This window comes from Desulfoferrobacter suflitae (assembly GCF_022603395.1).
Taxonomy (GTDB): domain Bacteria; phylum Desulfobacterota; class Syntrophobacteria; order Syntrophobacterales; family Syntrophobacteraceae; genus Desulfoferrobacter; species Desulfoferrobacter suflitae.
Window position 1 is genome coordinate 76,464 of the sequence record NZ_JAIBKA010000012.1, and the last position, 12,368, is coordinate 88,831.

At 51.8% G+C, this 12,368-nt stretch carries 13 protein-coding genes; 4 read left to right on the forward strand and 9 right to left on the reverse strand.

The annotated features are described in order from the left end of the window. Nucleotides 1-794 precede the first annotated feature (794 nt). From K1V27_RS18660 to K1V27_RS18670, 3 genes are all read left to right on the forward strand, one after another. Complete coding sequence (locus tag K1V27_RS18660) at nt 795-1,781, forward strand: patatin-like phospholipase family protein (protein ID WP_258931566.1); 987 nt, start codon at nt 795-797, stop codon at nt 1,779-1,781. Nucleotides 1,782-2,052: 271 nt separating this feature from the next. Next, the gene (locus tag K1V27_RS18665) at nt 2,053-3,159 is read left to right on the forward strand and encodes an NAD(P)-binding domain-containing protein (protein ID WP_258931567.1); all 1,107 of its coding nucleotides are present in this window, start codon (nt 2,053-2,055) and stop codon (nt 3,157-3,159) included. Between the two features lie 269 nt (nt 3,160-3,428). Continuing rightward, entirely contained in the window at nt 3,429-4,277 is an 849-nt protein-coding gene (locus K1V27_RS18670; protein WP_258931568.1) for a DUF4405 domain-containing protein, read from the forward strand. A 90-nt stretch (nt 4,278-4,367) separates the two neighbouring features. Here K1V27_RS18670 and K1V27_RS18675 read toward each other — a convergent pair whose 3' ends face one another. Then, entirely contained in the window at nt 4,368-5,174 is an 807-nt protein-coding gene (locus K1V27_RS18675; RefSeq protein ID WP_258931569.1) for a sulfite exporter TauE/SafE family protein, read from the reverse strand. A 430-nt stretch (nt 5,175-5,604) separates the two neighbouring features. On the opposite strand from K1V27_RS18675, the gene K1V27_RS18680 reads away from it, so the two are divergent. Continuing rightward, nucleotides 5,605-6,465 carry a universal stress protein gene (locus K1V27_RS18680; protein WP_258931570.1) on the forward strand — a complete coding sequence of 287 codons (861 nt, stop codon included), beginning with the start codon at nt 5,605-5,607 and terminating at the stop codon, nt 6,463-6,465. A gap of 310 nt (nt 6,466-6,775) precedes the next feature. Here K1V27_RS18680 and K1V27_RS18685 read toward each other — a convergent pair whose 3' ends face one another. The 8 genes from K1V27_RS18685 to K1V27_RS18720 all read right to left on the reverse strand — a co-directional run bounded on the left by K1V27_RS18685 (nt 6,776) and on the right by K1V27_RS18720 (nt 12,368). Further along, a complete protein-coding gene (locus K1V27_RS18685; protein WP_258931571.1) occupies nt 6,776-7,174 on the reverse strand; it encodes a putative zinc-binding protein in 399 nt (132 codons plus the stop codon). 235 nt (nt 7,175-7,409) lie between these two features. Next, nucleotides 7,410-8,375, reverse strand: a complete 966-nt coding sequence (locus K1V27_RS18690) for a hypothetical protein (protein WP_258931095.1) — start codon at nt 8,373-8,375, stop codon at nt 7,410-7,412. 326 nt (nt 8,376-8,701) lie between these two features. Further along, nucleotides 8,702-8,938 carry a hypothetical protein gene (locus K1V27_RS18695; protein ID WP_258931096.1) on the reverse strand — a complete coding sequence of 79 codons (237 nt, stop codon included), beginning with the start codon at nt 8,936-8,938 and terminating at the stop codon, nt 8,702-8,704. A 173-nt stretch (nt 8,939-9,111) separates the two neighbouring features. Further along, entirely contained in the window at nt 9,112-9,636 is a 525-nt protein-coding gene (locus K1V27_RS18700; protein WP_258931572.1) for a hypothetical protein, read from the reverse strand. Nucleotides 9,637-9,816: 180 nt separating this feature from the next. Then, nucleotides 9,817-10,047, reverse strand: coding sequence for a thioredoxin family protein (locus tag K1V27_RS18705; protein WP_258931573.1), 231 nt, complete (start codon nt 10,045-10,047; stop codon nt 9,817-9,819). Between the two features lie 18 nt (nt 10,048-10,065). Then, nucleotides 10,066-10,554, reverse strand: a complete 489-nt coding sequence (locus K1V27_RS18710) for a universal stress protein (protein WP_258931574.1) — start codon at nt 10,552-10,554, stop codon at nt 10,066-10,068. Nucleotides 10,555-10,597: 43 nt separating this feature from the next. Further along, entirely contained in the window at nt 10,598-11,950 is a 1,353-nt protein-coding gene (locus K1V27_RS18715; RefSeq protein ID WP_435051681.1) for a permease, read from the reverse strand. Between the two features lie 94 nt (nt 11,951-12,044). After that, nucleotides 12,045-12,368 (reverse strand): NifB/NifX family molybdenum-iron cluster-binding protein, encoded by a 324-nt coding sequence (locus K1V27_RS18720; protein ID WP_258931576.1) that lies wholly within the window; start codon nt 12,366-12,368, stop codon nt 12,045-12,047.

Here is a 12,368-nt window from a genome sequence, read left to right on the forward strand (position 1 = left end):
CTCTCGGCTGAAAGGTGTCAGGAAAAAACTTGCTACTATTTACACAAACCATTGAGAGGCAGGCGTTTATTAGTTTCATGACTAAAGATTTCCTGCCACCTTGGCACCGAATGACGTCATTATAACCGGCGAAGGTGTCACCTTAACTTCCCAGAGGTAAGGAGTTCTGATGTTTGAGTAGCTGCCACCTTTAGGTGGCTAATGGTTTACAACCGCTTTGAGCGGTCCACACTTTCAAGCCTCCGGCTTTGCCGGAGGTATTTGACTAATATGAGAATTCAGAATTCAGGAGTCAGAATCCAGAATGAAAACCAACAATTCCCCGGCATACTCCAACCATTCTCACGTTTTGTAGTGTAGTGGCCGGGCTATGGGGGTTTATCCGGAGTCACCATTATGGTGTGCCCAGAAGGTCGGTCCGCTGTCCGGCACATACCCATGGCAAGTCGCGTGCCAGGTTGCACTGATTGTGCCGGCAGGAAAGGCAAGCTATTGAAAAGACAGGTTAGATGGCCTGCGGCACACGATGCACCGGGGTGCGGGTAGCATGGCACAGAGCGGCAATGAATGTCGAACCGCTGTCCGGAGGTTTTTGAAAATTGTCAATAAATTTAATTAAATATCAATTCGACAGATCCTGTCGTGATTAATACGGAGCTCGACATAAATGTCTACGATGCACGCCCGACACCTGGCAACCTGTTTCGGGCACCATCAGGGCCGAGCGTGGATTTGCGGATTGGCATCAACCTTGCTTTTGTAAAGATTCGATCACTTGGCCACAGGAGGTTGATATGCGTCAACAGACAGGAATCGGACTGGCTCTAAGCGGCGGCGGGGTCAGGGGGCTTGCGCATGTAGGGGTTATCAAGGCCCTGGTGGATGAGCGAATACCCATCCATTTCGTTTGCGGGACAAGTGTGGGGGCGCTCATTGGCGCCGCCTTCGCCGCCTGTTCTGATGTAAAAGACTTCGACCTACGAGTTTCGGAGATTATCCGACACAATGACAAGCAGTTCCGCAGCCTCTCAGCACTTTCTCCCTTGTTGGCCGGTCCACAGTCGGAAGATCTTTATGCCAGGATTTCGCAGCGCTTTTGGCGGCAACTTTTATTCAATCTTTTGTTTTTCCGAAAGGCTTTGATCACGCTCGATGAGGCAATGGATTTTGTCAGTCTTTTTGTCCCCGACATAGATATTCGAGAAACGCTGTTGCCTTGCGCAATCACGGCGGTCGATCTGGTCTCGGGTAAGCGGGTGGTGTTGACGGAAGGGCCTCTGATCAAAGCGGTTGCAGCGAGCAGTGCGATTCCGGGGATAATGGCCCCGGTGCCCTGGCGGGATCGGCTGTTAATCGACGGAGCGGTATTGGATCCAGTCCCCGCTGAAACGGCGCGCTGTTTTGGAAAGCCCCCTGTCATTGCGGTGGATGTTTACAGCTCACCGCGAACACAAACCGGATTGCAGGATGGAATCGAATTGCTTTATCGGACCTTGGAAGTCATGAGCCTGCAAATCGCAGAATGGCAGTCTCAAGGCGCGGATCTGCTGTTGCGACCGGTTGACGACAAATTTTCTTGCGGAGAGGAGAGGTCCATTCAAGAATGGATCGACTGCGGAAAGATCGCGGTCCAGGAACTGCTGGGGGCAATCAAGAACTTACTGGACAAGCCGGTGCTTGGCAGTTTGCCTCGTACTGCAAAGAAATTTCGCCATGATGGCGCACGACGATCACACCGGCCGAATTTTCCGCTTTCGAGCATCCAAAACAGGTCGGCCTGAAAGACAAGGCAAGTGTTAACGGTCCCATCAAGGAACAATATATCTTCATGGGCATTGCTCAGCGTTTTGATCGTTTCTATCGGGGCAGTGGTAAACAGTGAGTAGTGAACTAGAGGGGGGACGATGAATGGTCGGATGATCACCTGGAGTTATATTTTAGTGCTCGACACATGGCGCCCCACATGATTAAGTTCAGGAGTATTATTCAACAGTTCCATTAGGTGGATGCAACAACTGCAAGCGGATCTGTCGGCGAGAAAGCGGGGTGAACATGGCAGTCTATGACCTTGTGATAATCGGTGCAGGACCGGGTGGGCTGGCTTGCGCCATCAAAGCGGTGGAGCTTGGGCTCAATTATGCGCTGCTCGAAAAGGGGGCGCGGCCCTTTCAGGGCATCGTCGATTCCTATCCCAAGGGCAAAAAGGTGTTTCCAACCATTCCCAAAGACGAGACGGGGCCTTATCCAATCCCCGGCCTGGAGCCGGGCGCCGAACATCCTCCCATCGAAGAGTATCTGGAAACCATTGAGAAATGCATCGCGAGGCACCGGATCGATGTTACTCTTATGGAAGAGTTTCAAGAGCTTGCCAGGGAACAAGGGCAGTTCGTGGTGGTTACCCGAACCGGTCGATACAAGACCCGGAATGTAGTCCTTGCTTTTGGCAGCAACGTCCCCATAGATCTGGGAGTTTACGGTGAAGCCAAAACCATCGCCCGCACCCTCGGCAATCCGGAGGATCACATAGGGGCCCCGACATTGGTGCTTGGGGGCGGCAATGCAGCGGCAGATGTGGTCTCCACTCTGTCCAAGGCGAAACGAGCCCAAAACGACGATACTCCCGTCTACTGGGGGCACCGCAAGGAACATTTCAAAATCGATAAGGATGTGGCCAGAGATCTGGGTGAGGAAATTCTTCTCGGCGGACATATCAAGATCCTGCAAGGGGCTGTACCCAAGATCGGGGAAGTGGACCAGGACGGCGTCGAACGACTCATCATCCAGACCCAGCAGATACCACTCCAGCAGGGCGTTCAGTTGCAGCAGGGAATGAGCTTTCCGATGCGCAACGTGATCGCCTGCATCGGAACCCAAGCGCCGGCGGCCGTGTTTGATCGGTTGGGCCTGCAGCAGATCACTTGCACCGAAGGGGTTTGCAGGATCGGCAAGGAAGGGGCCAAGCTCATCATGCTGACGCGCCATTTTGAAACCACCAGCAAAGGGATCTATGCCATCGGTGGAGCCGTCAGTCCCGTGTTTATGCTTATAGAAGAAGAAGGAACCTTGAAGGAACGCAAGCATTCCAATCTCATCTTCAGTGCGGTTCGAGACGGAGTTGTGGTGGCCGAGCATATTGCCGGCAAGATGAGCATAGGCTAGGAGCTTGTCGGAGAATTGACTCGTTGCCCCGGTTTGTCATTCCGGCATGTTTCCAGCCGGAATCCAGCCACACCCAAATCCAACAGTGGCGCTGGTGTGGATTCCGGCTTAATCCCGCCCCGGCGGGACTGCCGAAATGACGGTGTGAGCTACAAACTGTATTCTCAGACAAGCTCTGGAAGCACGTTCGGGATGGCCGGTATTTTGCCGCTTCACCTACCTTGGATTTGTTTTGAGTATGGAGTAGGAATCAACATGGAGATAATACCATGAGCATCCGGGAAATCACCTCATTGACCATGCTAATTTCTTTTGTACTTTGTGTCCTGACGAGTGTCGTACTCTATATTACGCCGCACGGCCGCATCGCATACTGGACGGATTGGCGTCTATGGGGCTTGAGCAAGACGCAATGGAGCGACTTGCATCTCAATCTCGGTATTCTGCTTTTATTGGCTGGATTGCTGCACGTTTACTACAATTGGAAACCGATAACCGCCTATTTGAAGAACAAGGCAAAAGAGATGCGGGTGTTTACTGTAAATTTCAATGTGGCTTTGGTTCTTACCCTTATTGTGGGTGTCGGCACTTATTATTCAATTCCACCAATGAGCACGATAGTTGAGTTGGGCGAATCAATCAAAGCCTCGGCCGGCATCAAGTACGGCGAGCCGCCTTATGGCCGTGCAGAGCTGTCCTCCCTAAAGATGTTTACCCAAAAAGTCGATCTTGACCTGCCCACAAGCATCGAGTTGCTTCGAAAAGCCGGCATCAAGTTTGACAATGAAACACAAACTCTGGCAGAAATTGCAAAGAAAAATGATCTTTCGACAAAACAGCTGTATGAGATCATTAAGCCTGCAGTTCGCAAGGAGCAAAGCCTCGGAAGTCCCGGTATGCCGGACTCACCGCCTCCCGGGTTTGGCAGGAAGAGACTTGCCGAGGTTTGCGCTGATTTTGGTCTGGAGCTCCCGGAGATATTGGATGTATTGTCGGGGAAAGGAGTACAAGCCGACGCAGTGGAAAGCATCAAGGAGATAGCCGCAAAAAACAATATGGAGCCAAAGGCCATTTTTGAGATAATCAAAGACTTGAGCAAAGGACCGTCTTCCGGATGAGCCGCGTTGCCCAGTGAAGGTGTAAGCTGCGGCCCGTTTCTTTAAAATCGGAAGCGTTTAGACAGCAGGTGTGACATTCTAAGACGATGCTCAGGGCGCTTGACTCGAGTGGAGGGCGTTGATCAGCATGAAGACGGCGGCGGCAAACGTTGTCCAGGCAAACAGCAGTTTGAGGCTTTTGGGTTTTGTTTCTAAAGCGAGTTTGCCGCCGAGCATTCCACCGGCAACCGTTACGCTTGCCAGCGGGATTGCCCACATGGGATCAAAATCGCCTTGCAGAGCATGACCGACAAATCCCAGAGATGCCGTGGCGGCAATCAGTGTTGAAGCGGTCCCGACGGCAATGCGCATGGGCACTCCACATACCAGCACCATTAAAGGCACCAGAAAGGAGCCGCCCGATACGCCCACCATCCCGGAGCCGAATCCAGCCAGAAGGATTACCGGAACAGCCACCAAAAAATTGACCGAATAGCCAAATGGTTTTGCGCCGAGTCGCCAAAAACCGAATCTCCCGCTCGGCGCCTCCTTGATGGCATCATTGACCGGGAGAAACATCAAGATCCCTGCGAGGAACAGCATCAACGCGAAGACAATTTTCAACGCAAACCCGCTGAAATGATGGGAAAAGTAACCCCCGGCGAGAGCTGCCAGCGCGGACAGTGGTCCGATAAAAAAGGCGATGGGCCAGGCAACCATTTTGTGTTTCTGGAAAACGAGCAAGGCCGCCAGAGCGGTTACGGCCAGGATAAACTGTCCCGTGGTTGCAGCTTGATGCATCGGCATGCCGGCAACGACCAGAGTTAAAACATAAAAATTGCCGCCGCCGCGTCCCGCCATGGTCATCACCACGGCCAGGATAAAAATGACAGACGCTACTGTGATAAGTTCCAGCACCTTTTTCCTCCAATTGGCCGTCTGCTCCGCCCTTTGCCATTGGCGACCTTGGAGCCGCAGTGCCAAAAAGCGAAGGGCTCCAGAGACTTCCCCTGCACGAATGCTATCCCGCTCTAATTGTCTGGTGTAAGTTGAGCAATTTTTATTCCAAGTCTTATGGTGGTTTTGCGTATTGCCCCGCGGCGGTTGCTTGCTGTCTTTTTAGCTCGAATCCGAAGTACCCAAAATATCATATAATTTCCTTGACATACCGAACTTGAAAAGAACCGATGATGGTTCCTTTATTCAGGCGTTGGGCATAAAAGTTGCCTCTACTCAACTTGAGGCTTTGCAGTATTCGGGTTCAGGTAAATGGCCAGTCGGTTCGACACTGCAAGAAGATGGCTATATGCATGCCATATGAAAATCCCGAGAAAGGAAGGTTCAATCCATGGAAAAGCATTTTTTGATCACCGTTGGAGATGATCCGCAGTATCTTTATGGAGCAAAATTTATGGCCTTTTTTTTCAAAGACAAAACGGGGCTGAAACTCAATCTGCTCTATATGGCGTCGCGCTTCGACTGCATTTGTGAATCTGACAACCCACGCCTGCATGAAATCAACGCGCGACTGGCTGAAATTTATCGCAAGAAGGGAGAACTGGCGCTGAAGGAAAGCAGAAGAATTCTACAAGAGCACGGCTTCTCTAGCCGTCAAATTAGCACCAAGGTTTTTGACTTGATACACGATGTGGTCCAGAACACCGTCGAATATGCCAGGGTCGGTGCTTATAACGCGCTGCTCCTGTGCAGACGTGGCTGCTCCGTGTTTGCAAAGACCTTTCGCCCCATCGTGAGTGAAGCCATAATCGATCTTCAAATTGATTTTCCGGTGTGGATCATCAGACGCCCTCAGCCTGATCGGAAGAACGTACTGCTTTGCGTGGATGGCTCGGAGGCAAGTTTGCACGCTGCGGATCATGTCGCATTTATGCTGGAACAGCAGGAACAGCACAAAATCATTCTCTTTCACCTGCGGCGCGAGGAAAGCGGCGATCCCGAGACAGTGCTGGATCAGGCTCGGCAGAGGCTGACCGAGCGAATCGAGAGCCACCGAATTGATACACTCCTCATTCAGGGCGGTCGAGTATCGGAGACCATCCTCAACGAAGCAACCAGAGAAGGGTTCGCCGCGGTTGCCATAGGCCGTCGCGGCCAAAGCGCCGGCAGCCCGGCTGAAAAGCATATGGGGTCCACCTGCATCAACCTGCTCCATAACCTCGAAGGCGCGGCTCTGTGGGTGAAATGGTAAGGATTGATCCTATGAAGATTTGCACACACACTCATCGCGGCTTAGCGTGTATACACCATCCAGCCCTCGTGAGGGATCTTAGCATTAACGGATGGCTGACTCTTCGATACCCTAGAGAGAGCGGTTAGAAGCGATAGGAGCGCGCTAATCCGCGATGAGCGAACTTGCATTACCGGCTCACGGACTCAAATATCAATTAACTTACGTTTCTCAGCACCTCAGTGCTTCTGTGAGAAGTCATCCCCAAAGGACCTTTTCAAAAGATAATTCAAGACGGTCCTTATGCGGTGTACCCGGAGTCTGCCTTTGCCTATTTGACGGCAGCGCCTTCTGACTGCCCATTGCATGCTGCCCTCACAGCCGCCTTCACTTGTTCGATTTCTTCACGTTTGAGCTTAAAGTTCTTATTCTTTTCGATGCCGTGTTCAGTGAGAACCACGTAGCCTTTAACAGTTATTTGGGCGTGCTCCAGGATCGCCTTGGTGCAGGCCACCGGACAACCGTCGATGGCGACCATTTGGGGCACATCCTTGGCGGATTGTACAAAACCGCTCAAGTGAGCACCGATGCCCGCCAGGCAAAACATTTTACCGAAGCCTTCCTGAGTGAGCTCGACGGCGGCCTGATTAGTCAGCTGCCCCACGTTGGAGGCGCCCGAGCATGCCAGAATCATAATGTTTGAACCGGGTGTACAACAACCTTCAGCCATTTTGTTCCTTTCTCTTTTCGTTTGAAGCGGGCGGGCTAAAAACGCAAATGAGGCCCCACCGGCTACCCATGAGTAAATTTTTCCCTGCCAGTTTCTAATCGCTTGCTTCTTGCTTCCTGCTTCCAGCCTCGACCAAATACCTCCCCAGAGCAGTCGAAAGCCCGTCTCAGCTCTAGGTGCCACCTGGGGTGGTGAAAATCATGCCCAAATCCTGGAGTAAGAATTGATGCCATTTTTATTCCGTACTTCTCGCCACTTTCAGGAATGCTTTTCTCTGTGATTGAACCGATTGACCGATTTTTTCCTTGAACCATTCATGGATCTTTTTAGTTGGAACTGCTTGAAGCGCTGTTTGGATTGCGTCCTGGGTCGTCTTCGATAGAAAAGCTGAAAATGATAGGAGCATGGATGTAAAACCACTTTTGACTTGATCTTGTTCAAGGGTCTTGAACTTACCAATAGCCGATTCAAGGACTTCGCTGCTTCCAAGCAGAACTTCGTCTGGTTTGGCATTTAATGATTGTTGTTCTACAAAACAAATCAATTCAGCGCGAACCCGGTTTGCTCGATCGTCATTGCCGCATTCCTCGATAGCAGTTTCCAAGTCGATACTGCAATAGCGGTAGATTCCAACGGACCTCACGAAATCAACGGCACTCTCGACCACATTCATCAGAGTGCTCCAGCTACCAATTTGTTCACGGTATTCGTGCAGCCAACCAAGCTTTTCATTCATCCGGGTGAGATCGAGTCCATCATTGCTGACTCCTCGATCCAAGTAATTGAGCACATCTTGTCCCCATTGGACCAACTTATCCACGTTCATGTAGCGCGCCTTGCTCCTCTGGTTGGGTGGAGCGAACGCCATTAGATTCGTTTGCTGAACTTTCTTGGCAGTCTGAGCGGCGCTTTGAGTAAACTTGATCCAGTCTTCGTCGTCTTGAAGTTCGCGCTTTAGCAGGACGGCTCCCTTGTGTTTGATATCGTAAATGTAGCATGTGTTTTGGTACTGGCGGCAGAATCTTTCAATTCCCGACTTTATGTCCGGCCCGTAATCACCCACGATTTGCCGAGGCACCCCGGTTTTCTCAATCGTTTTAACAAGCTGTTCATACACGATGGCGCCGTTGGAGTGCGTCACGGGCAACAACGCAATCGGTTCCACATCTTCATGGGTCAGGCGAAGCTCAACAGCCGGCAAGGAACTCTGGCGAATCCCCACAATGACTAAACACTTCTCACTTCCCAGTTGAACGGTGTGGTCCACTATCCATATCCAGTCCGTTGCTTTCTCCTTTGCTCGCTCAAGCTTATAGTAGCCCAAACGAAGCAACCAAAACCGACCCGCATACCAGGACGGAGTCGATCTACCGAGTCCCAAAGAGGATGAAATGATCTTGAGAATCCGACTTGCCCCTCTCAGACTCGATCCCCCTGATAAAACAAACTCCACGAAAAGAGAGATATGCGCGATGGAATAGGTATGAAACGTTGGGACGATGTCGAATTTCTCACAGCCAGGGATGCTTATCGTTTTTTTTCCTGCAACTCTTCGAGCTCCTTTTCAAGCTTCTTCACCCTTTTTTTAAGATCTGCCTTGCGCTTCTCCAAGTACCGAATCTTGTTGCTCAGCAATTTGATCTGGTACTTTGCGCTCAGGCATTTGGCCTTCCATTGGTCACGGCTTTCTTCAAAAAATTTGATGAGCTTGCGGGCCGGGCTTCTGTAACAATCACTTTCAGATTTCGAGTTCTTATCAAGCATGGATCGGTTCCTCCTAAAAGATGAGAGCCTAAAATTCTATCCATACTTGAATTTATTCAAAAAGTCCCGCACAATCGACTTTGTTATGTTGAAAATACAACAACAGTTCGGAACAATTCTCGGTTGAAATATTTGAGCATATCAGGGACGATTTTCACCACCCCAGGTGCCACCTAGCGGTAAATTGGGCACTCCCAAAAATTGCACGCACTGGCCCGACCGCCGTCACCGCCAACTCCGGCTTCGCCCGTATAAATGAAGGCAAAGCTGGATATCGATGCCGCTTCGGAAAGTATCAACTTGTTGTTGAATGTGACATCACAGATGTTATCGAGAGATCCAGTGGTGACCAGCGCGCGGTTATTGATGATGGTATTTTCTTGATCGGCAAAAACGATGCTCAAATTGAAATAGCGCAAGCCCACAAAGTTGCACGTTAAATGGCCGGCAAAATGGACGCTCCCGACGATTCGAAACTCCTCATTTTCTAACGTGTACTTGTAGGTGATTGTAAGGTCCCTGATAAGGTAGCTTCCCGCTTGTGATTTATTCGCTACAATAGGAATTTCCCGACCCTGTTTTATACGAGCCCCCTTGTAGGTTAATAAGAGTCGTCCTGCGCAGCCATAAATCGTGAAGACCGTGAGCAACGCTGCCGGTATAGCAACAAATCTGAGTACCGGGATGACTTTTATCAATGTTTGCCTCGCACCATCTCGCCAGTTATTCGATACCGCGTAAGCTTAAAAACGTTTTATTACCGCTTTTTCATTGGGTTTCGCTCCAAACCGACCGACCCGCAGCAAACCCTGCCTTCAGTTTCTAGTTTCTCTCCTCTAGCCTCCAGTTTCTCGCCTCTCGCTTCCAGCTTCCAGCCTCTAACTAATCCACCCTTTGACTTCTTCCTTGGTGGGCACCTTTCCAACCGACTTGACTTCACCATCGACCACCACGGCCGGGGTGCCGAACACTCCATATTCGCCGATCTTCAATACATCCGTTATCTTATCTATGGCGGCCTGCATGCCCAGTTCACTCACAGCCTCGTTGACCACCTTTTCGGTTTGCTGACATTTTGCACAGCCAGGACCCAAGACTTTGATTTCCATCTGTATTCTCCTTGTTATCTACCTTTTGATTACGATGACTGGTTTCCTGCTATGTCGGATGACATGCTCGGAAACCGAGCCGAGGAGCATTTCCTTAAGGTTGCTGCGACCATGGGAGCCCAAAATGATGGCATCCACGTTTTCCTGCTCCTCGACCTCTAGGATTTTGAGTTGCGGAACACCTCTTTCAATTCGTGTCTTAACCTTGAAATGCGCTTCTTTTAGAGCGGCTTCGAACGGTGCAAGGCCTTCTCGTGCTTCCTCTTCCTGTGCCCGATAAACGCTTTCCAGAAACGCCGCGACTCCTTTTCCCGGTGTCTCCAAATGAGCGTGAGTGCCGGGAAAAAAGTGTTTATGGTATTGCGAGAGGCTTTCCGCGTTGCTTTGACTGATCACCCGCAGCAGCACCACTTCCTTGACGCCTCCACTTTTCATGGCAAGCAGACAATTGAGGGCCTTCTTCGACACATCGGAAAGATCAGTTGGGTAAAGAATTTTCTTGAACATTTCAGCTACCTCCCGTAGGGATCAAGTGTTGCTCGCAGGCTCTCTAGCGAAAGTAATGCCCGAAGATCATGCCGCAGATGGTAGACATGATTACGACCAGAGTCACAAATACCACGGTCTTTTTGGTTCCCATGACGCTGCGGATCACCAGCATATTGGGCAAGGAAAGCGCCGGCCCTGCCAGAAGCAGCGCCAGGGCCGGTCCCTTGCCCATGCCCGAGCCGATCAGTCCCTGCAAAATGGGCACCTCGGTCAGTGTGGCGAAGTACATGAATGCCCCCACAATGGCGGCAAAAAAATTCGCTCCGAGAGAATTTCCTCCCACCAGCCCGCTCACCCACTTGGAAGGGATGAGCCCTTCCGTGCCGGGCTGTCCCAGCAAGAGGCCGGCCGCCAGCACGCCGCCGAACAGGAGCGGCGTGATCTGCTTGGTAAAGCCCCAGGTAGAAAGAAACCACTCCTCGGTTTCTCCGCGGGTGGTGGTGATGATTACGGTGAGGGCAATGATGCCGGCCCCGAAGGCAATCAGTGGCTCATGCGGGAAGGCGAACGCCAGGGCCGCCACAATGACGCCGGCAATGACCACCTTGACCGCCTTCACCCGAAACCAGATGCTGAGCTCTACGCCGAAGACCACCGCAAAGGCCCCCGTCAACCACCATTTAACCTCGTATATTGCATTCCAGAAGCCCACCGGATCGGACGGCCGGCCCCAGGTGGCGGAAATGAGAAGGCCCACCATGGTGGCAAAATAGATCACATTCTGCCACAGGGGCCGCTCGACCTCGGCGGTCGGAAGGTGCAGGGCAGCCTCGGCTTTCTGTTTTTCTTCCTTGATGAATATGAGGTACATGAGGAACCCGATCACTAAAGCGAAAATAATGGCCCCGACGGCGCGGGCGATGCCGAGCTCAAGGCCGAGGATTCGGGCGGTGAGCACAATGGCGAGGATATTTATGGCCGGCCCCGAGTAGAGAAAAGCAATGGCCGGTCCCAGTCCGGCGCCGCGCTTCCAGATGCCGGCGAAAAGCGGCAGCACGGTGCAAGAACAGACTGCCAGAATGGTGCCCGAAACGGAGGAGACCCCGTAGGCGATGACCTTCTTGGCGTTGGGTCCCAAATAGCGCATCACCGCCGCCTGCGATACGAAGCAGGAAATGGCTCCGGCGATGAAAAAGGCCGGCACCAGGCACAGCATCACATGCTCCTGGGCATACCACTTGGCCAGGGAAAGGGATTCCATTATGGCGTTGGTGAACCGCTCGCTGTCCATGGGAAGATAGAACAGCACCAGAAAAGCCCCCACGATCAGCGTCATGGGCATCCAGATGGTCTTCCAGTCGATGCGGCTCGGCTCTACTTCCTCCCGGCTTGCCACTGCGTCGCCGCCGATCATTTCCTTGCCGGACACTTGCGTGTTACTCATTATTTGCTTCTCCTTATCGATCTCATCAAGAAACTTTTTGGTTTGCGCAGTCAGGAAAAACGGCTCATTTTGCTTCAGCAGCCCAGCCGAAGGCTTCCCGCTGGTATGCTTGGATGACCTCCCTGGCCGGACCGCGTCGATTGTCCAGTACGACTGCGCCCCTATCTTCCAACCATTGTTTACAAGCGCTCTGCATTCCTCCACAGATAATCGTCTTGACGCCAAGGTCGATCAATCGGGCCGCCAACTCCATGGCGCTACTTTCGCCCAAATCCCAGACCGCTTGCTGGATGATTCGACCGTTCCCCAGTTCGATCAACAAAAACCGTGACGAAGAACCGAAGTGCGGCGACACACGGTCTTGGAAAAGGGGAGTCGCGATCTTCAT